20 protein-coding genes and 1 tRNA gene are annotated in these 24,806 nt (G+C 52.5%); 7 read left to right on the plus strand and 14 right to left on the minus strand.

The features are described from left to right. Positions 1–4: 4 nt before the first annotated feature. The 7 genes from ABDW36_RS19990 to ABDW36_RS20020 form a co-directional block, all read right to left on the minus strand. Positions 5–838 carry a hypothetical protein gene (locus ABDW36_RS19990; protein WP_343703690.1) on the minus strand — a complete coding sequence of 278 codons (834 nt, stop codon included), beginning with the start codon at positions 836–838 and terminating at the stop codon, positions 5–7. 77 nt (positions 839–915) lie between these two features. Continuing rightward, complete coding sequence (locus tag ABDW36_RS19995; RefSeq protein ID WP_343703691.1) at positions 916–1,518, minus strand: hypothetical protein; 603 nt, start codon at positions 1,516–1,518, stop codon at positions 916–918. Continuing rightward, entirely contained in the window at positions 1,515–1,916 is a 402-nt protein-coding gene (locus ABDW36_RS20000; protein WP_343703692.1) for a hypothetical protein, read from the minus strand. Before ABDW36_RS20000 ends, ABDW36_RS19995 begins: the two co-directional genes overlap by 4 nt. Before the next feature lie 11 nt (positions 1,917–1,927). Then, entirely contained in the window at positions 1,928–2,446 is a 519-nt protein-coding gene (locus tag ABDW36_RS20005; RefSeq protein WP_343703693.1) for a flavodoxin domain-containing protein, read from the minus strand. Between the two features lie 10 nt (positions 2,447–2,456). Continuing rightward, positions 2,457–3,287 (minus strand): universal stress protein, encoded by an 831-nt coding sequence (locus ABDW36_RS20010; protein WP_343703694.1) that lies wholly within the window; start codon positions 3,285–3,287, stop codon positions 2,457–2,459. Between the two features lie 188 nt (positions 3,288–3,475). Then, a tRNA-Cys gene (locus ABDW36_RS20015) sits at positions 3,476–3,545 on the minus strand. Between the two features lie 4 nt (positions 3,546–3,549). Then, positions 3,550–4,773 carry a sterol desaturase family protein gene (locus tag ABDW36_RS20020; RefSeq protein ID WP_343703695.1) on the minus strand — a complete coding sequence of 408 codons (1,224 nt, stop codon included), beginning with the start codon at positions 4,771–4,773 and terminating at the stop codon, positions 3,550–3,552. 142 nt (positions 4,774–4,915) lie between these two features. Between ABDW36_RS20020 and ABDW36_RS20025 the strand changes: the two genes are divergently transcribed. From ABDW36_RS20025 to ABDW36_RS20045, 5 genes are all read left to right on the plus strand, one after another. Continuing rightward, positions 4,916–5,539, plus strand: coding sequence for a Crp/Fnr family transcriptional regulator (locus tag ABDW36_RS20025; protein ID WP_343703696.1), 624 nt, complete (start codon positions 4,916–4,918; stop codon positions 5,537–5,539). Between the two features lie 59 nt (positions 5,540–5,598). Beyond that, the gene (locus ABDW36_RS20030; protein WP_343703697.1) at positions 5,599–6,399 is read left to right on the plus strand and encodes a sulfite exporter TauE/SafE family protein; all 801 of its coding nucleotides are present in this window, start codon (positions 5,599–5,601) and stop codon (positions 6,397–6,399) included. Positions 6,400–6,468: 69 nt separating this feature from the next. Next, on the plus strand, positions 6,469–7,881 hold the full coding sequence (locus ABDW36_RS20035) for an MBL fold metallo-hydrolase (RefSeq protein WP_343703698.1): 1,413 nt from the start codon (positions 6,469–6,471) through the stop codon (positions 7,879–7,881). A gap of 23 nt (positions 7,882–7,904) precedes the next feature. Then, positions 7,905–8,468 (plus strand): YeeE/YedE thiosulfate transporter family protein, encoded by a 564-nt coding sequence (locus ABDW36_RS20040; RefSeq protein WP_343703699.1) that lies wholly within the window; start codon positions 7,905–7,907, stop codon positions 8,466–8,468. Between the two features lie 10 nt (positions 8,469–8,478). Further along, positions 8,479–8,979, plus strand: coding sequence for a DUF6691 family protein (locus ABDW36_RS20045; protein WP_343703700.1), 501 nt, complete (start codon positions 8,479–8,481; stop codon positions 8,977–8,979). Positions 8,980–8,992: 13 nt separating this feature from the next. Here the strand turns inward: ABDW36_RS20045 and ABDW36_RS20050 are convergent, their stop codons facing one another. The 3 genes from ABDW36_RS20050 to ABDW36_RS20060 all read right to left on the minus strand — a co-directional run bounded on the left by ABDW36_RS20050 (position 8,993) and on the right by ABDW36_RS20060 (position 13,517). Further along, on the minus strand, positions 8,993–9,721 hold the full coding sequence (locus tag ABDW36_RS20050) for a hypothetical protein (RefSeq protein WP_343703701.1): 729 nt from the start codon (positions 9,719–9,721) through the stop codon (positions 8,993–8,995). 41 nt (positions 9,722–9,762) lie between these two features. After that, positions 9,763–10,992, minus strand: a complete 1,230-nt coding sequence (locus ABDW36_RS20055; RefSeq protein ID WP_343703702.1) for an MFS transporter — start codon at positions 10,990–10,992, stop codon at positions 9,763–9,765. A gap of 128 nt (positions 10,993–11,120) precedes the next feature. Continuing rightward, positions 11,121–13,517, minus strand: a complete 2,397-nt coding sequence (locus tag ABDW36_RS20060; RefSeq protein ID WP_343703703.1) for a glycoside hydrolase family 31 protein — start codon at positions 13,515–13,517, stop codon at positions 11,121–11,123. Between the two features lie 542 nt (positions 13,518–14,059). Between ABDW36_RS20060 and ABDW36_RS20065 the strand changes: the two genes are divergently transcribed. Then, on the plus strand, positions 14,060–17,191 hold the full coding sequence (locus ABDW36_RS20065) for a two-component regulator propeller domain-containing protein (protein ID WP_343703704.1): 3,132 nt from the start codon (positions 14,060–14,062) through the stop codon (positions 17,189–17,191). Between the two features lie 84 nt (positions 17,192–17,275). Then, positions 17,276–17,905, plus strand: coding sequence for a response regulator transcription factor (locus ABDW36_RS20070; protein WP_343703705.1), 630 nt, complete (start codon positions 17,276–17,278; stop codon positions 17,903–17,905). 45 nt (positions 17,906–17,950) lie between these two features. Here the strand turns inward: ABDW36_RS20070 and ABDW36_RS20075 are convergent, their stop codons facing one another. The 4 genes from ABDW36_RS20075 to ABDW36_RS20090 all read right to left on the minus strand — a co-directional run bounded on the left by ABDW36_RS20075 (position 17,951) and on the right by ABDW36_RS20090 (position 24,429). Beyond that, positions 17,951–20,086 carry a c-type cytochrome domain-containing protein gene (locus tag ABDW36_RS20075; protein WP_343703706.1) on the minus strand — a complete coding sequence of 712 codons (2,136 nt, stop codon included), beginning with the start codon at positions 20,084–20,086 and terminating at the stop codon, positions 17,951–17,953. Positions 20,087–20,089: 3 nt separating this feature from the next. Next, on the minus strand, positions 20,090–21,547 hold the full coding sequence (locus ABDW36_RS20080) for a DUF1501 domain-containing protein (protein ID WP_343703707.1): 1,458 nt from the start codon (positions 21,545–21,547) through the stop codon (positions 20,090–20,092). An 82-nt stretch (positions 21,548–21,629) separates the two neighbouring features. After that, a complete protein-coding gene (locus ABDW36_RS20085) occupies positions 21,630–23,915 on the minus strand; it encodes a PSD1 and planctomycete cytochrome C domain-containing protein (protein ID WP_343703708.1) in 2,286 nt (761 codons plus the stop codon). A gap of 358 nt (positions 23,916–24,273) precedes the next feature. Further along, the gene (locus tag ABDW36_RS20090; protein WP_343703709.1) at positions 24,274–24,429 is read right to left on the minus strand and encodes a hypothetical protein; all 156 of its coding nucleotides are present in this window, start codon (positions 24,427–24,429) and stop codon (positions 24,274–24,276) included. Positions 24,430–24,806 lie beyond the last annotated feature (377 nt).

The following is a 24,806-nucleotide window of genomic DNA, read 5'->3' on the forward strand; positions in this document are numbered from 1 at the left end:
ACGCTTACTGGTGAGAAATGAAGAAATAGGCATGCTGAAGTTCCAGCAGGCTGTCTGCCTGGCTTTCCCGGAAAAAGCGTGAGGCCCTGCTTCTGCCATAGGCGCCAAGGGTAATGACGATGTTCCTCCTGAACTGGAGGCATACCTTGAGGGAAGCCGAAGGGCTTCCATGCAGCGTCTGGAATGTCAGCTTGCGGCAAATGCCTGCCAGGTATTGCCGTAGCAACTCTTCATCAGGTACAGTATCATCCCCGTTTTCATTGACGTACATAACGGTTACCTTACGTAAGCCCAGGGCAGGAAACAACCGGAAGAAGTTGCGGATGGCGAGCATGGAAGAATGCGTACCGTTATATGCCAATACCGTTTCTTTAATGTCCTGCATGGTAGCGGGAAGTGTGAGAACGGGGCATTCCGCCTTTTCCAGTATTTGCCGGATAGCCCGCGGCGGCTCGCTGTCACGGATGCCTGAAAGAGACAAAGTATGGGGCACCAGCAGGATATCCGCAAAGCGGCTCTCGTGCACCACCGTCTCAACGGGCCGGGCGGTAACCGTAGTGAAAGTATATTCCATGCCTTTTGCCGATAGCAAGGCCTTTAGTTCCTCCGCATGCTGCCGGACCTCCTGCTGAAGTTCTGCAATATGTTCATCTGCAGCCTCATTACTGTAATACATACTGTCTGCCACGGCAGGAAGTAATGTGGGAAGGGGAGGCGGAATAACGTCCAGTAAAATGATTTTCAGTGTCCCGTGGGCCAGCCGCGCAATATATTCAATGGGCCCCGCCTGTGAAATGGAGAAATTAAGGCCGTCCAGTACAACCAGGATGTTTGTCATATCAGGATGTTTGATGCCTAAATTTAAAACATACCGGGCTGAAAACGCGCGGCGTATCATCGGGTCATGCCCGGCCGTCACTGCCGTGATACAATGCCATGCTTGCGGAGCTCCCTGGTAACCACTTTACCGTATTCATGCGCCATTTTTTCCAGTGAAGCGGGATCGAAAGTCATGGTTTGGGTGGCAAACAGGCGCCGGCCTTTTTTTACGCAGTAAAAGTTGCTTTCAAAAAGGTATTGATCGGCTTCCTTGTAAAATTCGGGGGCAAACAGGCGGAAGTAGTCTTTTGCATATTGATCTGACAACAGGTAGTAGAGGCTTCCGGGGAGAAAGAAGCCCTCAGTGCTTTTATTCAACAGCGAAATGGTCAGTACGCCGTCTATCCCGGCTTCTGAAAATTGGCGCATCACATCCTTGTCTTCCGTTCTGATGAAAGAAAACGTATCAAACCCGGCGCTGGCCGTTACGGCAGGAATACCTATATCTGTAAGGTCTCCGGCAATATGCGCTTCCATCCGTCCCCGCAAAAGCGGGTCAGGCATCATGCCCAGCACAAGAATTTTCTGGTAGGTTTGCCGGGTGAGCTCCGGAGATGTCCAGTATCCTGTGGGCCTGGTGGAATAACATCCGCCCAGGAGCAAGGTGATGCCTAGCAGGAGTAAGATTGGATATTTCATGTTTGTTCGTTTAGGTCCGTTTCCGGAATTTCAGGTCCGGCCGGAATCTGGGATGCCAGGGCCTCCAGTTCCTGCAGCGTACGGTCGTCAGTAGCAGTGGTTTCCAGCCATGCCGCCCCTGAGCGCCTGAAAACCTGGGCGTTCAGCCCCAACTGCCGCAGGAACTGCCGCTCCAGCTGCTTTGCTGTTACCTGTGGCCCAATATCTATCCAGCCGGCAGCATGAATGTTGCGTATCTCGTCTATTGGCGTACCGGAGGGCAGCAATTCAGACGGCAGGCTGCCTTCATAGGCGGCGTGAGGGTTTTTGAAGAACAGGATTTTCAGGTTCGGGTACACCGCCCTGAACTCATTCTGGATGGACTCCAGCAGAAATTCTTCGGTGATGAATATTTTCATGATGATAGGTTTTAGCGTTGCGCTTCCTGTTGGAGATCACGTAACTCGTTCACAATGGGCTGGATGTGCTCCCTGGATACGTTGTTATAGTCTTCCGTATGGATATTTTCCCCGCGCCGTTTTGCCATGCGGGAGCCTAATGTGAGCATCAGCTTGTCCATAAGAGACAGCTTCCTGAACCGCAGGCTGCCGGGGAGGAAATAAACGCTGGCCTGATGCCTCAACTGCACGGGTACGCCGCCTTCATAGTAGCCGCGCAGCTTCTCTGTTTCATGAGGCGGTGTGCCTGCTACAATGAAGAAGACCAGCTTTTTTCCCTTGAGCCAGGATGCATGTTTCCCGAGCCAATTGGCTATTTGCAGCTTGCCGATGTATACGCTCGTTCCAATTATTACATAGTCCAGCCCGGCAAGATGGGTTTCACCGGCAAGGTCAGCTTTCACCGCCTGGGTGTTCAAGGCAGCCGCTATCCAGATGGCGTACTGCATGGTAGCGCCGTATTTCCCTTTATATAGTACTATACCTTTCATAATTGCGGGTTTATGGATGTGTGATGAAGAGCGGGATATTGGCGGTGCGCAAGATGCTGTCCGCATCGCTGCGGTGAAAAAAGCGGGAGGTCCTGCTGCGGCCATAGGCGCCCAGGGTCATAATACTGTCGGTCTTGTGTACCACTGTAGCCAGCAGCTCGGCAGAGGGCGCTCCCTGCAGGGTTTCAAAGGATATGTCTTCATAATGGTGGCGCAGGTAGTCTTTTAGCAGTTTCCCCTGCGGTATCTGCGCCTGATCTTTTTCCTCCACATAAATCACCCGTACCGGAACGTCGCTGAGCTCTTCGAATATTTGCGAAAACTGGCGTAGGGCGTATACGGAGGAATCAGAGCCGTTATAGGAAAATATGAGTTGGCGGATGTAGTGCACATGTTCCGGAATAACCATTACCGGGCAGCGCGCATCTGCCAGCAGGTCTTTCACAAACCCCGGCGGGTTGGAGTCAGGCAGCTGGGCAAAGGAGGTAGTGCTGCGTACCAGCAGCAAGTCTGCAAAGCGGGTTTCCGGAATAACGTCGGCTGCCGGCATGCCCGTTAGTTCACGTACGGTTATGTCCATGCCGCTGTCCCTGTAGAAGTTTTTCAGCTGGTGTATGTTTCGCCGGGCTTTTTCCTGCCTTTCCCTCACGCTTTTGCGGAAAATTTCGTCATAGTCAACCAGCGCGCTTTCAGGGTTTGCGGGAACGGCGTATTCGCCTACGATATTTTCCAGGAACAGCACAGTGAGCTCTCCCCGGGCTTTGTCAGCCAGGTACTTATAACTGCGGAGCTCCAGTTCCGAAAAGTTAAGGGCATCTACGGCGGCTATTATTTTTTTCATATCGTGAGGTTTTGATACGAAAGTAGATGAACCATGGCTCCAGGAAAATGACGGGGGAACAGAGGCTGAATGATCCTGATCAACAGATGGGGCACGGTAATGCCCGCCACCCATGATTCACGTCAGCGGTATAGGAGCAAAAATAAAAGCCGGGAAAATGCCGTATTTACAGCATTTTCCCGGCTATGTAGCCGTGGGTGGATTCGAACCACCGTGAAAGGCTTTGCAGGCCTTTACCTAACCACTCGGCCACACGACAATATTATTGCGCCCGCTGAAATAACAGGCGGTGCAAAGATCTTTCGATGCGCGAGAAATAAAACGTTACCAGTCCAGCAAACAGCAGTACGCTGGCAAATACGTACAGGTGCGGGAAGTACACCAGGAATGTAACCGCAATGAGCATCATGCGCGCATACTCCAGGTAGAAGAACCATTTTTTCTGCTCCAGTATGGCGCCGGTGTTAACGAGGCTGAGCAAAATGAACAGAACTATAAATATATTCAGGCCCGTGGGAATGTAGGCTTCCAGCAAGGTGGCCACAAACAGCAGGCTGATGCTGATCACCGTTTGTATGATGATGTAAATGCGCTGGAACTTTGTTTGTTTCCGCGCTTCCGTTTTCCGCAACCATACCGCTTCCAGTTGCCCACGGATGTCAGGGTCAATATCGTCAGGTTTGCCGAATATCACCTTCCAGCGCGCTTTCCAGCTGCCTGCCCGTTTAAAGGCCGTGAGCAGCTCCAGCATGAAATGGAATTGCTGCCAGAGGAAGCTGTGGCTTTTCAGGGGTTTGGTGAGGCCATATATGCAGGGCTCTTCCTCCTGTTCCGGGGTGAAGGTGCCGAACAGCTTGTCCCAGATGATCAGCACGTCCCCATAGTTTTTGTCCAGGTACTTTTCATTGGAGCTATGATGTACGCGGTGATGGGAGGGCGTTACCATAAAGTATTCCAGGATGCCCAGCTTGCCAATGGTTTGGGTGTGGATGAAGAAAGGGTAAAGGCCGTGCACCAGCAGGAGGGAGGTGATCATGGCCGGCGGAAAGCCCGCCAGCGGCAATACCGCCCAAAAGAGGGAACGTGCGGCCGCCTGGAACACCGTGATCCTGGCTGATACGGTGTAATTGAAATCTTCACTTTGGTGGTGCACCACATGCGCCGCCCAGAGAATGTTCACTTCATGCGCCAGGCGGTGGTACCAGTACCATACAAAGTCTGTAACCAGGAAAAGCAGGAACCAGGTGTACCAGGTTGGTTTGATATGCCAGAGCGCAAAATTGCGGTAGATGTAATCAAAAAAGAAATAGAACAAGCCCGTCACAAAAATGTCCAGCAACCGCTCGGCTATGCCAACATTGAGGTTGGCAATGGATTCGGCAAACTGAAAGTAGTTCTTTCCCGTTCTGCGGGATATCACGTACTCCAGCCCTATAAAGAACAGGAACCCGCCAATGGATAGTGCGATCCAGTTGAAGTGATGCATAATATGGTTAGTCTATTGATTTTGTAGACAAATATAATTGTTTAGGGTTATTGAGGCAAATTTTTTTGAGGAAATGACCAGCATGGGTTATCCTGATGATCAGCGTCAACTGTGTAAATCCCTGAAAACGTAAATTTGTATTATGGAGCATCTGGAACAAATACCTGAATTCCGCTCTTCCCCGGAGCTGCTGGAGGAATTATACAAATACGGCCTGCAAAAGGAATACAAGGCCGGCACGGTCATTCTGAATGAGAACGCTTCCATCCGTTCAATCCCCATTGTTACCAGGGGAGCCATGCGCGTAGTCAGAACGGAGGAAGAGGGGAAGGAGATATTGCTGTATTATATCAAGGCAGGTGAGAGCTGCATTATGTCTTTCCTGGGAGGGCTGCATAATGAAACGAGCAAGGTGAAGGCGGAAGTGGAGGAAGACGCGGAAATTCTTTTTCTGCCCATTGAAAAGGTGCCCCATTTCATCAGGTTGTACCCGCAGTGGCTGGATTATATTTTCCGGCTATACCACAAGCGTTTTGAAGAGTTGCTGGAGGTGGTCAATGCCATTGCCTTCAAGAAGGTAGATGAGCGGCTCCTGGACCTGCTTCGCAAGAAGTCTGAGCTGGCATCGTCCAAAACAGTGCAAACCACGCATGAACAACTGGCTAATGAGCTGGGCACCGCGAGGGTAGTGGTATCGCGGCTGCTGAAGCAGCTGGAAGAGGATGGTGTTGTAACGCTGGGGCGGAATAAAATTACCCTTTTGTAACTAAAGTAGCTGTAGCCGTTATCTGGTTGATGCACTTTTGTGCCATCAATCTGAAACACATGGAACTACCGGGTTACATCGCATCAGTGCTGATAGGGATATCATTAGGCATCATCGGCGGAGGTGGCAGTATATTAACAGTGCCCTTGCTGGTGTATGCATTCGGGATAGATGCCATGCAGGCAACGGCTTATTCCCTGTTTATTGTAGGTGTTACCAGTGCAGCCGGTGCGGTCCCTTATTTCAGGAAGGGGCTGGTGAATGTCAAAACAGCCATCGTTTTCGGAATACCCTCCATTGCAGCTGTTTTTCTGACAAGGGCCTGCCTGGTGCCGGCCATTCCGCGGGAAATATGGCAGATGGGAGATTACACGGTAACCAGCAGCAGCTTGCTGATGGTGGTTTTTGCACTGCTTATGGCAGGCGCGTCTTATTCCATGATAAGGAAAGAGCGGCCGGTTGTTGCAGGGGCAGCCCTTAAACAGCAATTCAACTACCCGCTTATTCTCCTGCAGGGCCTGATGGCCGGAACGCTGACAGGGCTGGTGGGCGCCGGGGGCGGTTTCCTGATCATTCCCGCACTGGTGGTGCTGAGCAAACTTCCCATGAAGGAGGCCGTAGGAACATCCCTGGTTATCATAGCAGTGAACTCGCTCATTGGTTTCCTGGGCAAGGGAGGAGGAGCGCAGTTGAACTGGGGCTTTTTACTGCTCATTACTGCGTTTGCCATTGCCGGTATCTTCATTGGCTTCACCTTGTCCAAAAGAGTGAACGGCGAGAAGCTGAAGCCTGCCTTTGGCTGGCTGGTGCTGGCAATGGGCATTTACATCCTGGTCAGGGAAATATTACCCGCTTTGTAACAAAAGTAGCTGTACAGCAATATTAAACAAAAGACCTTTGTAAAGTCGATCACATAAAAATATTCAGTCATGAAAATAGAACAGATATACACGGGATGTCTGGCACAGGGCGCATACTACATCACTTCCAACGGAGAAGCAGCCATTATAGACCCGTTACGGGAAACCCAGCCATACCTTGACCGGTTGAAGAAAGATGGCACCCGGCTCAAATACATATTTGAGACCCATTTTCACGCGGATTTCGTAAGCGGTCATCTTGACCTCAGCCGCGCAACACAGGCGCCCATAGTTTACGGGCCAACTGCCGCGCCTGCATTTGACGCTATTGTTGCGGAAGATAACCAGGTGTTTGAGCTGGGGCAGGTTAAGATCAAAGTATTGCATACGCCCGGCCATACGCTGGAAAGTTCCTGCTTCCTGCTAATAGATGAGAACGGGAAAGAAACCGCTTTGTTCAGCGGCGATACGCTTTTCCTCGGCGACGTAGGCCGGCCGGACCTGGCGCAGAAAGCTGCTAACCTGACACAGGATGAGCTGGCGGGGTTGCTGTATGAAAGCCTGTACAACAAGATACTTCCGCTGGCGGATGATATTATCGTATATCCCGCGCATGGGGCCGGGTCTGCCTGCGGAAAGAACATGATGAAAGAAACAGTTGATACGCTAGGCAACCAGAAGAAAGTGAACTATGCATTGAACCAGCCCGGCAAGGAGGCCTTTGTAAAGGCAGTTACTGACGGGCTGCTGCCGCCGCCGGCCTACTTTAGCATGAATGTGGCCATGAACAAAAAGGGCTACCACAGCTTTGATGAAGTGCTGAGCCAGGGCATGAAACCGCTTTCAGTAACGGAGTTTGAGCAACTGGCTGAGGCAACCGGCGCGCTGGTACTGGATACGCGGAGCGATAAATCATTTGCGCAGCGGTTCATTCCGCAATCTGTCAATATCGGCCTGGGGGGCGACTTTGCACCTTGGGTAGGGGCAATGGTGAAAGATGTGGACCAGCCTCTTTTGCTGGTAACTGAGGCAGGCAAGGAAGAAGAAGCAGTAACCCGCCTGAGCCGGGTTGGTTTTGATAATGTGCTTGGGCATTTGAAAGGCGGTTTTGACGCCTGGGTAGCGGCAGGAAAAGAAACGGATGCCGTTCACCGCATCACCGCGGAAAAATTTGCGGAAGAGCAGGAAAACAAACAAGGCAAGGTGATAGATGTGCGGAAGAATAGCGAGTATGAAGCCGAGCATGTTGAAACGGCCATTAACAAGCCGCTGGCAGATATTAACAGCTGGATCGAGGAGATTGATCCGAAGGAGCACTTTTATCTGCATTGTGCAGGCGGTTACCGCAGCATGATGGCGGCCAGTATTTTACAGGCAAGAGGGTACCGCAACTTCACGGAAATTGAAGGTGGGTTTAATGCCATTTCCAAAACCGCTGTTCCGAAAACGGCCTATGCGTGCCAGAGCAAAACGGTCAAGTAGTTTAACAAAACGGATCATCATACATGTTCGAGTTCATACAACAACCCTGGCCCTGGTATATTGCGGGGCCTTTGATCGGATTAACTGTGCCGCTGCTGCTCATCATCGGAAATAAATCTTTCGGTATCAGTTCATCCCTCCGGCATATTTGTGCATCGTGCATGCCGGCCAATATTCCTTTTTTCAGGTACAACTGGAAAAAGGAGGTTTGGAACCTGTTTTTTGTAGCAGGTATTTTCCTGGGCGGGGTGCTGGCAGCCCGCCTGCTGGCAAACCCGGGTCCCGTGACGGTCAACCCTGCGCTAGCGAAAGAGCTTGCCGGGTATGGCATCACCAATTACAATAGCCTGGTGCCTGAAGACATTATCAACTGGCGCACGCTGTTCAGCTTGAAAGGGCTGCTGGTGATGGTCGCGGGCGGTTTCCTGGTAGGTTTCGGTACCCGCTATGCCGGTGGCTGCACCAGCGGCCACGCTATCATGGGCCTGTCTAACCTCCAGTGGCCGTCTCTGGTAGCTACCGTCAGTTTTATGGCCGGCGGGCTTGTCATGGCCAACTACATATTGCCGGCAATCCTTTCACTTTAATAACAACAACATGCAGGAAAAAGTAATGGCCCGCGCGGGTAATGACGTTCGCCGGCAGGATGTGGTATGCATCAATGAAAGCCGACTGGAGCACAAGTGGTACCACAATCTGAAATACCTGGCCGCAGGCTTGCTGTTCGGTGTTGTATTCGTAAAAGCAGAAGTGATCAGCTGGTTCCGGATACAGGAGATGTTCCGTTTTCAGTCTTTTCACATGTACGGGATTATTGGAAGCGCGGTGACGGTAGGGATGCTGTCTGTTTGGCTGATCAAAAAATTCAGGGTTAAAACCATATATGGAGAGCCGGTCACCATTGCTCCTAAAAAGTTCAACAAAGGACAGGTATACGGGGGAATCATATTCGGCCTGGGCTGGGCTCTTACCGGGGCCTGCCCGGGGCCGCTTTTTGCACAGATAGGGGTGGGGGCTTCGGTGGTTGCCGTTACGCTTCTCAGTGCCATAGCGGGTACGTGGGTGTACGGGTATTTAAGGGAGAAGCTGCCGCATTAGTGTGCTTGGGCAACTAAATCCTCTTCAAAAACACTTGTTTAAAGAATCCCTTATAAGCAACACCGATAGAAATATCTGAATATCCAAAACCCAGGCTGGAATTGACTTTTTTAAAGTCGGTCAGGCCGTAGCCGTATTTTGCAAATACAGAAAAGAACTGGAAGCCCTTCAGGCGGAAATACTTGTTCAAGGCAACACCGGCTGTTAATCCCCTTGTTTTACTAATATTATAAGTCTTACCCAGCTCCTCTTCATTTATGACAGGAAAACTATTTGCAGTGAATGCTATATAAGGCTCCAATGAGACATTGTGCTTGAAATCTACAGAATAGCTAAAGTCATAGTCTATTTTATTAGGATTTAGTTTTGCATTGCCGGTGAGTTGCTCCCCGTCAAAGTCCAGGTTTTGTTTCGGGCGTACCGTTGCCGGTTTGAATTTAACGCCGAAGTTGAAGTTCCCGTATGCAATCGTCAGTCCTAAAAGCGGGCCGTTGTGGTTCCCCAGCCAATTTTTTGTTTTAGCATTGTATCTGTAGTGATTAAACCCTACGTCTATCCTGATCCCCAGTTTCGACACTTTTGTACATTCAAAAGCTTTGTATTGAATTCTGGCCCCGGTCTTCATATTGATGTAATCAACGTCAATTGTATCGTTCCCGCAGGTCCTGCTACGTTCATAGTTCTGGCCGAACGTGTGTGTTGAAAGCAGTACGAATATCAGGGGGAGTACACGATGTATCATAAGGTATATTGAGATATGCGTTCAAATATATTAAGCCTGAACTACAAATGCAATTCGCTGCGCCGGTCGCCAAACACCAGCAACACTGCGGCCAGCCCTATGATAAAGAAACTCAGCACCAGGGGAAATACGCCGTACACCATAAAGTGGCTGATAACCGCACCCAGGGACGAGCCGATGAAGAAGAAACAGGTGCCGTACACCGCCGCCGCAATGCCTGCAACGTTACCCAGCGGTTCCAGCGCCAGGGCTCCGCTGTTGGGTTCTATAGCTAAATTGAGCGCCATCATCAGCGAAACGGCCATGAAAAATACACGCATATCTGGCGGGTCGGCGGTCAGGAAAGTGAAAAGCAGCAGCAAAGCGGCTATTGCCAGGTAAACAAGCAGCAGCCACCTGATGGCGCGCTTTGCCCCGAACCTGCCGGAAAGGCGGGAGTTCATCAACGCAAAGAGCGCCATCAACAGCCCGATGCCTGCAAAGATGGGGGAGAACAGCTCCGGCCTGCCGTAAATTTCGCCCACTATTCTTTCCGAGCTGGAAACGTAGGAGCTTAATGCGGCAAAAAGAAGGGTGGTGGCCGCCATATACCGCAGAAACACACGGTTGCTGAGCACTTGCCGTACCGAGTGAACAACAGTTGCCCATTTGAGAGCAATGCGCCGTTCCGGCGGGAGAGACTCTTCCAGCCGGAAAGACCACAGGAAAATAATAACGGCAAAGAGCGGCGGCGTGAGAAATACCATTTGCCACGATGCCACGGAGAGAATGGCCTGCCCCAGGAAAGGGGCTACCACTGGCGTGAACAGGAAGATGGTCAGTATCAGTGACATGGTGCGGGCCATCTGGTCTCCCACAAACCTGTCCCGAACACCGGCAATGGTGGTCATAAATACGGCGGAGGCACCCACGCCGGCCACGAAGCGGGCCGCATACATCAATTCCAGGCCCGGCGCAAATGCGGCGGCAACGCCACCGGCAATGTACAGCGGGAACCCCGTGCGCAATATGGCCTTCCTGCCAAAGCGGTCGGAGAGCAGGCCGAAAACGATCTGGGCAACCTGCCCCATAAAAAAGAACTCGATGATATGCGTTGTGGCCGTGGAGTCTGGGCTGAGCCCGAAGTGCGCACGCAGCTCGCTGAACACAGGGAGCATAATGTCTATGCCCAGCGCGGTCAGGATCATGCTGCAGGCAGAAAGCGCTATGAACTCCGCCGGCTTCATGGCATACTTCGTTTTTACGGCCTGTGTTACAGGATTACCGGTCATTTCTGGCGTTTGTTTGTTAGATCGTACAAAGCTAATGGCTGCATGTTTACCTGGAGGGGTGTTTATTGGACATTGTAACAGGCGGATCTGGACAAAAAAAGGCCGGGGTGTTTCCCCGGCCCGGATGGTTATTTTATTACCAGCTCTTCAAACTTCCGTTCCAGCGCAATTTCTACCACGCCGTTCTGCAAATGTCCGGGTTGCAATGGCTTTGCTTCCCCGCCGTCAACAATATACGTGGTGGGCGTGAACGGCAGGCCGTGAACGCGCACGCGGTGGTGCGTGTAGTCTGCTTCAAACCGGCCCACGAACTTTTTCTTCAGGCGGAAGAAGGCGGGCTCTGACGTTTGTTTGAAACGCACCAGGTTGTACTGGCCGGTTTTGTAGGCGTAATGGTCGCCGGCGTCTTCATAGAGGATGCTGTGCGTGGTGCCTTCACCGAAGTATACCTGCAGTATCATTTCCATGATCTTCTTTTCGCCAACATATTGCAGGTCAGGGTACTGGGGCACTACGGCGCCGCCTTTCACAAACAGCGGCATCTCTTCAATGGGCGTGGGCACGGTTACGGCCTGGCCGCCGGTGTAGCGCTGGTCATTGAAGTAATAGTACCAGGTGCCTTCAGGGAGGTAAACGGATTTTTCTTTCATGCCGGGCTCGCTTACGTGGCTTACCAGCAGGCTGTCTCCCATGAGGAACTCGTGGTTCAGGTCGTGGGTGTTTTCATCGTGCTGGGCTACAAAGGCCAGCGGGCGCAGCATGGGCGTGCCGTAGGCCGCGTATTGCCAGAAGGTGGTGTAGAGGTAGGGCAGCAGCCTGTAGCGGAGCTGGATAAAGGACTTTATCACTGCTTCGTATTCGGGGCCAAAGCTCCAGGGCTCCTGGTTGAAGCCGGTGTCGTTGCTGGCGGAGTGGGTGCGCATGAGGGGGTGGAAGGCGCCCAGTTGTATCCAGCGGGTGTAAAGCTCGCCGTCAGGCTCGCCGATGAAACCGCCAATGTCGCTGCCGGCAAAGGAAAGGCCGGAAACGGCGAGGCGCTGGCATTGTACAGAGGCCAGCCAGAGGTGTTCCCAGGAGGCAATATTGTCTCCCGTCCACACGGAGCTCCAGCGCTGTGTGCCGGAGTAGGCGGAGCGTGTGATCACAAAGGGGCGGTTGGGCATCAGGTGTTTCTTGAGGCCTGCAGCCGTGGCTTTGCTCATGAGGTGGCCGTACACGTTGTGGGCCTTGCGGTGGCTCACGTTTTCCCCGTCATAGTCGTGCCGCACGTCTTCCGGGAAGGTGCCCAGCTCAAATACGGCGGGTTCGTTCATATCGTTCCATACGCCGCGTACGCCGGTTTCTGCAAGGCCGCGGAAGAGGCCGGCCCACCACTCGCGTACTTTAGGGTCTGTAAAGTCGGGAAACACGCATTTGCCGGGCCACACGTCTCCCTCCATGGGGGCGCCGTCTGCCCGTTTGCAGGCAAAGCCTTTTTGCACCAGCTCCTGGTAAATGCTGTATTCAGGGTCTACCTTAATGCCGGGGTCTATGATCACCACGGTTTTGAAGCCCTGGTCAGAGAGGTCTTGCAGCAGCCCCTTCGGGTCGGGGAAGCGCTCCTGGCTCCAGGTGAAGCAGCGGAAACCTTCCATATAGTCAATGTCGAGGTAAAGGGCGTCGCAGGGAATACCGCGTTTCCTGAACTCCTGGCCTATCTCTTTCACCCTTTTGTCAGGGAAGTAGCTCCAGCGGCATTGGTGGTACCCGAGAGCCCAGAGGGGCGGCAATTCTGCCGTACCGGTAATGCGGGCGTAAGATTCTGCTACTTTCAGCAGTTCAGGGCCGTAAATGAAATAATAGTTCATTTCCCCGCCTCTGGCCCAGAAGCTGCTCACATCGTCCCGCTCCTTGCCAAAATCATACAGGGTGCGGAAGGTGTTGTCGAAAAATATGCCGTAGCCAATGCCGTTGTGCAGCCCGTAATAGAAGGGGATGTTGCGGTAGAGGGGGTCGGTGTCTTTGGCATAGCCGTAGGCGTCCGTGCCGTAGTTTTCCAGCCGTTTGCCGCGCAGGTTCAGGTCCATCGGCTTGTCTCCCAGGCCGTAAAAGGCTTCGCCTTCCTGTACCAGCTTGGTGCAGTACACTATTTTTCCGCCTTTTTGCAGGTAATACTGCCAGTGAAAACCGGTCTCATCCTGGTTAATGATGCGGCCTTCGGTATCCGTGATGGTAATGCGCAGGTTTTCACGGGCTACGAACACCCTGATGGCGGTGGTAATGATCTCGAAGGAGTCCGGCCACTCGCGGATGTCGAAAAATTCAGGAGATTCTTCCAGCTTTTCACTGAGAGCATAGGAGAAGTCACGCTGGAAAGTGCCGTCTGCTGCATAGCGGAAGCGCACTATCTTATCTGAAATAACCCGCAGTTCAAGTATGGTCTCTGAAGTATAGAAATAAAAGTAATTTCCTTCCTTTTTCCACGATTGAATATTGTCCGGGTAATGTTTTACGGAGTATTTACCCGATGATGTAGCCACTTGCATCGTGCCGATCTGATTTTCTGAGTACTATAAATACAGGCCCGCCGGGGCCCTGTTCCAAACTAAATTATAAAAAAAAGAGGGTTGCCACACATTTTTTTGCTGCATTGACCGCCCTAATTCCGCCTTTAACAAATTAAATTGCTGCCTTGGCGAACTTTGTAGGAATTATTGCAGTGGAAAATGTTAATTTCAGGTATATGTACTTTTTGCTTTAACCTATTGTTCCGGTTGTGATACAATAAGCGTATTAAAAAATACAAGGCGCTTCTTTCCAGGGCGCCTTTTTCACGGCCAGGCGGTTTCCCCGGGCCCTTCCCCCTGACATGCTGCTGCCCCTTGCTTCTTTCCGGCAGGGCTATTTTCCCCCAACTGCCGGCCAAATATACGGTATTCCCTTTTTTTGCCCTTTTTCGGCATGCCAGCCCCCTGGATATCGCTTTGGAGCAATATTAATTAAGAAAAATATAAAATCGTTAGAAAGTGTATCACAGAATTATATATTTGCATTTACCGTAAACCCGCAAACCATCACCCATCAATTGATGATGCACCCGAAAATCCAGATAGGCATCCTTACCCTGTGGTTCTGCACCATTTTCTCAGTTGTATCCGCGCAGGAACGGAATTATAATTTCGATTCTTACGGAGTGGAGAACGGTTTGTCTCAAAGCAGCATCAGCGGGGTGATACAGGACGAAGAAGGTTTTTTGTGGATCTCCACTTTTGACGGTATCAACCGGTTTGACGGGTACGTGTTCAACGAATACCGCTATAATCCTTCCGGGAAAGACCGGATGGCCAGCAAACCGGAAGAAAGGGTGCTCTACAGCTCCGTTTCCCAGCAGGGCCGCGCCGTAGTAAAGAGTTTTGGCCTCATGGGCACCCGCAGCTACTCCTTCTACCAGGATTCCCGGAAGCAGCTGCTGCTGGCGCACAACCTGGGTATCAGCCTGTATGACCGGTACAAGAACACCTTCCGCCATGTGTTTACGGACACGGCATACGTCAATGAAGCGGAGCGGGACTTTATTCCCAAATTCCAGATTCTGGGGGAAGACCCCGCCACACAGACCCTCTGGGTATGGCGGCCGCTCAAAGGCCTGTACGTGCTGGACAATACCACTTACGAGCTGAAAAAGACCATCCTGTACCCTCCGGCCTTCATGGCCAAAAAACAGCGCCCGCTCACCATCACCAAGCAGGACAACAACATCTGGATGGTGTTTGAAAAGGAGCAGCTGGTGAAAATGGACATCCACACCGCCCGCCTCACCACCTACTGCCTGCCCACCCTGCAAGACAAACCGGTGATCAAGGTGCTCAACACAGACTCGCTGCTGCTGGCCAGCCACGGCCACATCACCATTTTCGACATCAAACGCAACAAATACACAGACCTGCCCTTCAGCCACCCTAACCAGCTGAAAGAACCTTTTCTGCCCACCGCCGTGGAGCTGGATGACAGGGGCAATGCCTGGATCGGGGGCAACAACGGCGTGCTGGTATACAACATCGGCAGCCACGAGATCACCAATCACATCACCAGCTTCAACACCTTCGAAACCAACTCCTTCAACAAGATCATCTGCCTCTTCCGCGACCGGAATGATAACATGTGGGTAGGCACGGACGGTGACGGGCTGAAGAAATACGCGCCCAACAAAAAGGTGTTCTCCCTTTACCGCTCGCCCCGCATGTCTCACAACGTGGTGAAAGCCGTGTACAAGCATGACGATGGCCGGCTGTTTGTGGGCCTGCTGCAGGACGGGCTGGATATTTACGAGAAAGGGGGCAAATATCTCAAGCGCATCTCCAATGAAGAAACGCCGGGCCGCTTTCCCGCCAATAACCTGCACGCCATTTGCCGGGAAGATTACGGCACGCTCTGGTTCCACTTCGTAAAAGGCAGCATTGGCCTGTTTGACGTAACCACAGAGCAGTTCCGGGACCTTACGCCCAGTGTGCTGGCGCTGGGCCTGCCGCCGCAGGACGATGTGTACCCCTTTGTGGCCAAACGCCCCAACGGGGAAACCTATTTCAACTACGGGGAGTACCTGCTCATGTTCTCCGAAGCGGAGAAAGGCTACAAGGCGGCCATTGTGCACCGCTTCGCCAACGAACAGCTGACCTGTTATTTTGAAGATTTCTGGGGCAACCAGTATGTTGGCACCAAAGCGCATCTCTATTGGCGCAAGGCAGACAAAAGCGTCTGGGAAATGATACCACTGCCGCTGAAAGACCTGGAGATCAAGTCTATCAACAAAAATGCCCACAAACACCTGCTGCTGGCCACCAACAAGGGCTTGCTGATTCTGGACGACCAGTACCGCAAGAAAGAACATTACAACAGCTATGACTACCGCGGCATGCCGAGCGACTATGTGTACGCCGTGCTGCTGGACGACAAGGACGGCATCTGGGTGAGCCATAACCGTGGTATCACGCAGATTCGGCAGAACACCAACAACCTGGTTACCTACAATTTTGAAGACGGCCTGCAATCAAACGAGTTCAATACCGGCGCCTATTTCAAGTCTATGGACGGGGAGCTGTTCTTTGGCGGCGTGCGCGGCGTAACGGGTTTTTATCCCCGCAATTTCAAGAACAATCCTTACATGCCCAAGGTGATCATCAAACGGCTGGAAGTGCTTGACAAACCCTATAAGTCAGACACCGCCATATCACTGGTCACCAAAGTGGAGCTGCCGTATAACCAGAACACCATTGCCATAGAGTACGTACCGCTGGAATTTACCAACCCGCTCAAAAACAAGGTGCAGTACATGCTGGAAGGAGTGGACGAAGACTGGCTGATGGCCGGCAACCAGAGCGTGGCGCGGTATACCAACCTGCGCCCCGGCAATTACACCTTCAAGGTAAAGGCCTGTAATAATGACGAGGTGTGGAACACGGAGCCTACCATGCTGCAGATCGTGATCAAGATACCTTTCTGGCAGTCTCTCTGGTTCCGCTTCTTACTGCTGTTACTGATATTGGGTATTGCTTATTATTTCTCCGCATTGTACCTGGATTACAAGATACGCAATGAAAAGCTGAAGCTGGAGAAGGAACAGGCGGTAGACCAGGAGCGGGCGCGTATTTCCAGCGATATGCATGACGACCTTGGCTCCGGCCTTTCCACCATCAGGCTCTTGAGCGAAATAGCCAAACGGAAGATCAAAGACACAGGCCAGACAAAGGAAATAGAACGTATTTCGGAGGCGGCAGGTGAGCTGGTAGACAAAATGAGCGAGATCATCTGGGCCATGAACTCTTCAAATGACTCGCTGGCCAACCTGATTGCCTACATGCGCAGCTTTGCGGCAGACTTCCTGGAGCATGCCCACATTCCGCATCATTTCATCATTCCTGACAATATTCCCAACCTCAAGCTCAGCGGCGGCACCCGCCGCCATATTTACCTGGCCGTAAAAGAGTCCCTGCACAATGTGGTGAAGCATTCAGAAGCCACAGAAGTGATCATTGAAGTGAAAGTTTTCAAAAATATGACCATCATGGTCAAAGACAACGGCAAGGGCTTTGACCCCGAAAAGGTACGGCTGTTTGGCAACGGGCTCAAAAATATTGAGAAGCGCATGCAGCAGGTGGGCGGGCAGGCAGACATCATATCTCAAAACGGCACAACAGTTTTCCTAGATATACCATTAAATTAATTTAAATTTGATTTTTATAACATCTTGGTGTTATGACTTTAAATTGAAATGATGGTATATTCGAAAAAAAAGCTGCAAAATAGCATGGATATCATCTCTGTGGCTATTGTTGAAGACAATCATGATATCCGTTCCGCCATGGAGTTGTTGATCAATGGTTCTGAAGGGTACGCATGTATTGGCGCTTTCAACAATGCGGAAATGGCACTGGAAAAAATTCCTCAATTGTTACCCAATGTAGTGTTGATGGATTTTAATTTGCCGGGAATTAACGGAATTGAATGTATTGCACGTTTGAAAGCCGAATACCCCGACATGCAATTTATGATGCTGACCGTGTATGAAGATGATGACAAGATATTCATGGCCCTTGAAGCTGGCGCCAGCGGCTACATCCTGAAGAAAACCTCTCCCGGTGATTTGTTGGACGCTATCCGTGAGCTGCACGACGGCGGTTCACCTATGAGCTCGCAGATTGCACGCAGGGTAGTGGCCTACTTCCAGAAACAGGCCCGCCCTAACCCCGCGCTGGAAGCGCTCACCTCCCGCGAAAAAGAAATTCTCGACCAGTTGTCCAAAGGTTTTCTTTACAAGGAAATTGCCGGCAACCTGTTCATCAGTATAGAAACCGTGCGCAGGCACGTGCATAATATTTATGAGAAGCTGCACGTGCGCAGCCGTACCGATGCGGTAAATAAGTATTTTAACCGGTAACACCGTATACAACGAAAGAGGGGGCTCTGCGCCCCCTCTTTTGTATCAGTTCAGTAATATCTCGTCTACGAACACCCAGGCTTTCTTCCCCTTGCCTTCATGCCACTGCGGCAGTTTGGGCACCGGTACCGCTACTATTTTGAGGCAATTGATCTCCTGCTCCGGGAACCGGCAGGTAATGTCAATAAAAGCGCCGCCGTCTTTTTTGCCCGGTTGGGCCGGAATCACTTTTTTCAGCAGCTGCAGCTTGTCCGGCTGCGGGCCGCCCCATATTTCCACCAGCTGCGGCGGGAAGATGTAGCTGCGTGTATTGCGCATGGTATTGAGCGTAACGGCTTTCATCTTCACCGGCTGTTTGAAAAGCATCAGCAGCTCCATGTTATTATAGCGGAAGCCCAGCCATTTGCCGCTGGCCAGCTCAAAGTTACCCGTTTGCCGGTCTGACAGGCTTTTGGCTCCCTGCGCTACGTACCGTTCGTTCGCTGGCTGCAGCAATACCGCACTGTCTGGCAGGTAGGTGGTTTTCATGAACCGCATTTTCACCGGCTCGCTGCCGTACCAGCCTGGTTTGTAGGCCCGGGCTTTGATGGTAAAGGAGGAGTCTATCTGCAACGAATCTTTGAAGATGGGGGAGTGAAGGCTGTCTACCTCAGACCCGTCCAGCGTATAGCGTATTTCCGTGCCGCGGATGGGGTGGCGCAATACCAGTCCCATGCGGTGATTGAATATCATTTCTTCATTTTCAATGATGGGCGGGTTGAGCCGCAAGGAATCACTGCCATCGTCCACATACCCTTTTTCAAAGCGGATGTGTTTGATGGCGGCCAGTTGCTGCCAGTCTTGCCCGGTAATGCCCGTATTCCAGCAATAGATCTCTTTCAGGCTTTTGCTGGCCGCCAGCGGCTGCAAGTGGGCGGCTGTTACCCGCGTGCCTGACACAGCCAGGGAACGCAGGCGGGGTAAAGCGTTCAGCTCTTTCAGCGCGGCCCCGGTAATGGCGGTAAAATCCAGGTTGAGCCTGCGCAGGTTCTCGAACTGTTTGATGATAGACAGGTCTGCATCCTGCACCGGCATTTTTTGCAGGTGCAGCTCTACTATCTGCGTTTTCAGCGCCAGCAGCTCTTCCAGCGCTTTAGACGAGTATTGTGTTTTGTTGTAGAAGTTCACAACCAGCGCAGGGGAGTGGCGGGCCACGGGGTATATCACGCGGTAGTTATTGTTGAGTTTTTTGATAACGTTCTCATCAGCCGCGGCAAAAGCGTACGCATCATCCGCCTCAGCCGGCGCCAGCTTTTGCAGGGCCAGCAGGTACAGGCTGTCTTCCGCGGGCAGTTCAGTTACCTTGCGTTTGAAATCTGCGCCAGACCGTATCCAGTGTTGCAGGATGGCAATTTCATCAGGCTCCAGCTGCGTTTTGTTTTTGGGCGGCATGTGTTTCTTTTCTTCCAGCGGCAGGTGTATGCGTTGCAGCATGAGGCTGGCGGCGGGGTTGCCGGCAATAAAGAGCAGGCCGCTCTTGCCGCCTTTGAGCAATTGCGCCGGCGTTTCCATGAGCAGCTGCCCTTTGGCTTTGGAAGCGTTGTGGCAGCTTGCGCATTTCTGTTCCAGGATGGGTTTTACCAGGTGGTCATACACCAGCGCCTGCTCTATGGGCACGGTGATCTTTTGCGGAGGCGGCGTTACCGGCGCCAGCAGAAAATCTGTACCGTGTGTGAGGTTGGCGCCAAAATGCCCGGCCATGGCCAGGCCCGCCAGCATCAATACGCTGCCGGCCATAAAAATGGGCTGTTTGTAATAACGCAGCATGTACAGCAGCGAAGAAAGCCATACAATGCCCAGCCCCGTCCATTTATGCCAGCTGAGCATGCTGCCGCTGTATACGTCTTCCACAGACAGGAACAGCCCTGAAATAGCGGTAATAGCGGCCGTAAGCGCGCCCGCCAGCCAGAGGTTGCTGATCAGCGGCTGGTAGCCGCGCAGCGCGGCGTTGCGCAGCATCATCACATCAAGCACCAGGGCCAGCAATAATAACACAATGGGAAAGTGCAGCAGCAGCGGGTGCATTCTGCCCGTTACCTGCACCCAGGCGGGTAAATGCAATGCAGGGTAGAACAAAAGGATAAACAGGATGAAGACATTCGCGGCAATCAGCAGGTTCTCAGCCAGGCGTTTAATGTTCATTGGTTATGCTATAAGGTCTTTTACCACGGTGCCGGCCACGTCTGTGAGGCGGTAGCGGCGGCCCAGGTGTTTGTAGATGAGTTTTTCATGATCAAGCCCCAGCAGGTGCATCACGGTAGCCTGGAAGTCGTGCACATGCACGGGGTTCTGCGTGATGTTGTACCCGAAGTCATCCGTTTCACCGTACACAATACCCGGCTTCACGCCGCCGCCGGCCATCCAGATGGAGAAGCAGCGCGGGTGATGGTCTCTCCCGTAATTGTCTTTGGTGAGTTTGCCCTGGCTGTAGTTGGTACGGCCAAATTCACCGCCCCAGATCACGAGCGTTTCATCCAGCAGGCCCCGTTGTTTGAGGTCTGTTACCAGCGCGGCGGAGGCCTGGTCTACATCCAGCGCCTGGCCGGCCATTTCTTTGGGCAGGTTGCCGTGCTGGTCCCAGCCCTGGTGGTACAGCTGTACAAAGCGCACGCCGTTTTCAGACAGCTTGCGCGCCAGCAGGCAGTTGGAGGCAAAGGTGCCGGGCACCAGGCAGTTGGGGCCGTAGAGTTTAATGATATCGTCTGATTCTTTGGAAAGGTCTGTAATATCGGGCACGGCGGTTTGCATGCGGTAGGCCATTTCATACTGCTGGATCTTGGCCGTGATCTCCGGGTCTCCAAATTCGCTGTAAGAAAGCTGGTTCAGCTCGGCCAGCTTGTCCAGCATCTTGCGGCGGCCGGTAGAGTCTATGCCGGCGGGATTGTTGAGGTACAGCACGGGGCTTTCGCCGCTGCTGAACTGCACGCCCTGGTGAATGCTGTCAAGGAAGCCGTTGGTCCACAGTTTGGAATACACGCCCTGCCCGTTGCCTTTACCGCGGGAGAGCAGTACGCAGAAGGCCGGCAGGTTCTTGTTCTCGCTGCCCAGGCCATAACTCACCCACGCGCCCATACTGGGCCGGTTGCCTTGCTGGGCGCCGGTCTGGAAAAAGGTGAGGGCGGGGTCGTGGTTGATGGCTTCGGTGAACATGGAGCGCACGATGCAGATGTCGTCTACCACTTTGGCCGTATAAGGAAACAAGTCGCTCACCCATGCGCGGGCCTCACCGTATTGTTTAAAATCGTAGAAGGAGCCTACCAGCGGGAAGGAGCTCTGACCGGAGGTCATGCCCGTCAGGCGCTGGCCCATGCGTACGGAGGCCGGCAGTTCCTGCCCCATCATTTCACGCAGCTTCGGTTTATAGTCGAAAGATTCCAGTTGCGAAGGAGCGCCGTTCTGGAACAGGTAGATCACTCTTTTGGCTTTGGGCGCAAAGTGGGGGATGCCAGGCGCCAGGCCCATTTCTTCCACGCCGCTGCCGCCGCCGAAAAGGTCTGGTATCAGCAGGGAGCCCAATGCCACGCTGCCCAGCCCCAGGCTCAGCCGGGAAAGAAAGCGGCGGCGGTTCATGTTGAGGCCGTGTTCCAGGAATTCTTTGTCCATCGTGATATATATTTTATGCTGCAGCCGGCTTTGTTGCGCCTGCTTTCCGGATGCCGGTGCGCAGGCCCATAGCCGGAACACGCTACGTTTTAGATAATGTTTCCTCCAGGTTGTAAATGGTGGTAACCACCTGCATCAATGCCGCAATGGCGGGTTTGTCTGCCTTTTCCGGCAAGGGGTATTCTCCCTGGGAAAGCAGCTTGGCCGCATCTGCCGGCTTGCTCCTGAAGTATTGTTGTTGTTCACTGTAGTAAGATTTCAGCAGGGCCAGCTCCTTTTCGTTCGGCTTGCGGCAAACAATGCGGCGGAAGGCCGTTTCAACCGGGTCTGTTTTTTCCTTCAGCAGTGTTGCGGCCAGCACGCGGGAAGCTTCCAGTACCTGCGGGTCGTTCAGCATTACCAGCGCCTGCAGCGGCGTGTTGGTGGAAGTGCGTTTTACTTCACACTGATCGCGGTTGCTGCCGTCAAATATCAAATGAGAGGGCGGCGGCACCGTTCTTTTGATGAAGGTGTAGAGGCCGCGCCGGTAGAGGCTTTCTCCATGGTCCTGCACGTAACGCGCCAGCTCCCCGCGGCCGGAGGTGGCCAGTTCCCACAGCCCTTTCGGCTGGTACGGTTTTACGCTGGGTCCGCCTATCTTTTTCACCAGCAGGCCGCTGCTGCTGAGCACCAGGTCTCGCGCCAGCTCTGCGGTAAGGCGCTGCCGCGGCGCGCAGGAGAGCCAGGTATTGTCTGGGTCTGCCGCCAGTTTCTTTTTGCTGGCTACGGCGCTCTGGCGGTAAGTGGCGGAGGTCACCATTTGTTTCATGAGGCGTTTGATGTCCCAGCCATGCCGCATAAAATCTACCGCCAGCCAATCCAGCAGCTCAGGGTGGGAGGGCAGCTCGCCCTGCATGCCAAAATCACCGGAGGTTTTTACAATGCCCTTGCCGAACACTTCCTGCCACATGCGGTTCACGAACACCCTGGCCGTGAGCGGGTTTTTAGGACTGAACAGCCACTCCGCCAGGCCCAGCCTGTCTTGCCGGTTGCTGAAAGAAAGGATGGAGCGCGGCGTGCCGGCCGTTACTTCACGGCCATGCGCGTCATACACCCCACGTTCAAGGATATACGTTGTACGCACCGTATCCTGGTCTCCCATTACGGAAACGATCAGGCGGTTGGTATCAGGTTTGTTGATGAAGTTCAATACGTCTTTCACCTCCTCGTTGGATATTTCCATGAAAGGTTTTTTGGCGTAGGTTTCCGGCCCGCCTATAACAGATTCCAGGCCTACTTCTTTGATGTTGTTAAAGAAGGCGTAGAGCTTGTAATATTCCTCCTGCGAGAAGGGATCGTATTTATGATCGTGACACTTGGCGCATTCTATAGTAACGCCCAGGAAGGCTTTGCCGAAGGTGTTGGTGCGGTCAGACACGTATTCTACCCGGTACTCTTCGTCTATCACCCCGCCTTCTTCCGTGATCTTGTGGTTGCGGTTGAAGCCGGAGGCCAGCAGCTGTTCCCGTGTAGCGCCGGGCAGCAGGTCTCCCGCCAGTTGCCAGGTCACAAAGCGGTTGTAGGGCATGTTGGTGTTGAAGGCATGTATCACCCAGTCCCGCCAGGGCCACATGGAACGGTAGCCGTCGTCCTGGTAGCCGTGGGAGTCTGCGTAGCGCGCCACGTCCATCCAGTGTACCGCCATTTTCTCCCCGTACTGCGGCATGGCCAGCAGGGTGTCTACCATGCGCTCATAGGCGTCCGGGCGGGTATCTGCCAGAAAGCGGTCCATCATCTCAAGGGTAGGCGGCAGGCCGGTAATATCGAGCGCTGCGCGTTTGAGCAGGTGCTCGCGGTCTGCTTCCTCATTGGGGCGCAGGCCGGCATTGTCCATGGCTTCCAGTATGAAGCGGTCAATTTCGTTGCGGGGCCACTTGTCATCTTCATCTCCCGGCGGCTTCACTGCTTTGGGCGGTACAAAGGCCCAGTGCGGCTTGTATTGCGCGCCCTGTTTGATCCATTTCTCTATGAGCCTGATCTCCCGTTCCGTGAGCTGCAGGTTGGAGTTGACAGGAGGCATGCGCAGGGAGGTGTCTTCCGTGGTGATCCTTTTGTATACTTCGGACAGATGGGGCTTGCCGCGCACAAAAGCAAAGGCGCCGGGCGTTTCCTGCAGGGCTTTGAAGGCGCTGTCCCCAATGTCCAGCCGCAGGCCGGCTTCACGCTTGTTGGCGTCAGGGCCGTGGCAGGTAAAACATTTATCTGACAGGATAGGGCGGATGTGGAAATTATAGTCCACTTCGTCCGGCAACCTGCTGGCATCCGCGGTGGGTTGCGGCCGGTTACAGGCAAAGAACAAGAGTAGGAGCAGGCAATATTGTATTTGCATATCGGTGGAATCTATTCCCGCTGTATTAGTGATAAAACGGTGTAATAACTGTAGTGCTGCGTCTGTAACAATATATGCTTTTTCAGTGGAGTTTACAAGTACAAATTGAAAAAGGGGCTGACCGGAAAGCGTAGCACTTTCCAGTCAGCCCCGAAGCCAATGCCTGGATATCGCATCAGCCTGCAGAGCGGACCTTCACCATGCGTGTTCTCATGTATTTACGCGCAAAATGGGCAATCAGCACTACAGAGGCAATGCAAAGGCATGCCAGTTTGAACAATAAGCCGGTTTTCATAGGTATAGGGATTTAGTCAGTTTCTGAAAAATTGGAAAAAAAGAGCGCAGGAGTGTGCCCCCTTCAGCGGAGCATTTGCCAGGAGTCGAATTTCTGCGCCACCCGGATGCAGATATCCTTAATGCGGTACATCGTCCGCTGCTCATGTCCTATTAATAAGGTAACTATGATAGCTATCACCATTACCGCCGCTACAAGTGTAAAGAACAGTGTTTTCATCAGGATAGATTTAAGGTTTTCAAAAAGGGATATGCTCTTGCAGATGCATCCCGGCGGGTCTTCAGCTAATGGATGTGGATGTAAATATAGATAATTAAATCATATAAAATAATATTTGAATAGAAATTTATTTGAGCCTAAATCTGCCTTGTATCCGTTTAAAAAAATATGACTTTTATTGAAAATAATCATTATACGAAAGTGTGATTTTAGACTGGAAGGGGATGTGAATTAAATATTCAAGACGCTTGTAACCAATGGAATAGGTATAGTGCATAAAATCTACTTGGGATTTTATCCGAATCCTTTATTTTTGCCAACGACCGGATTTTGCTAAAAGATTTAGTAAGCCCCCGGGCGGACACACTGCCCCAATG

The sequence above is a fragment of the Chitinophaga sp. genome, from assembly GCF_039596455.1.
Classification (GTDB): Bacteria; Bacteroidota; Bacteroidia; order Chitinophagales; family Chitinophagaceae; genus Chitinophaga.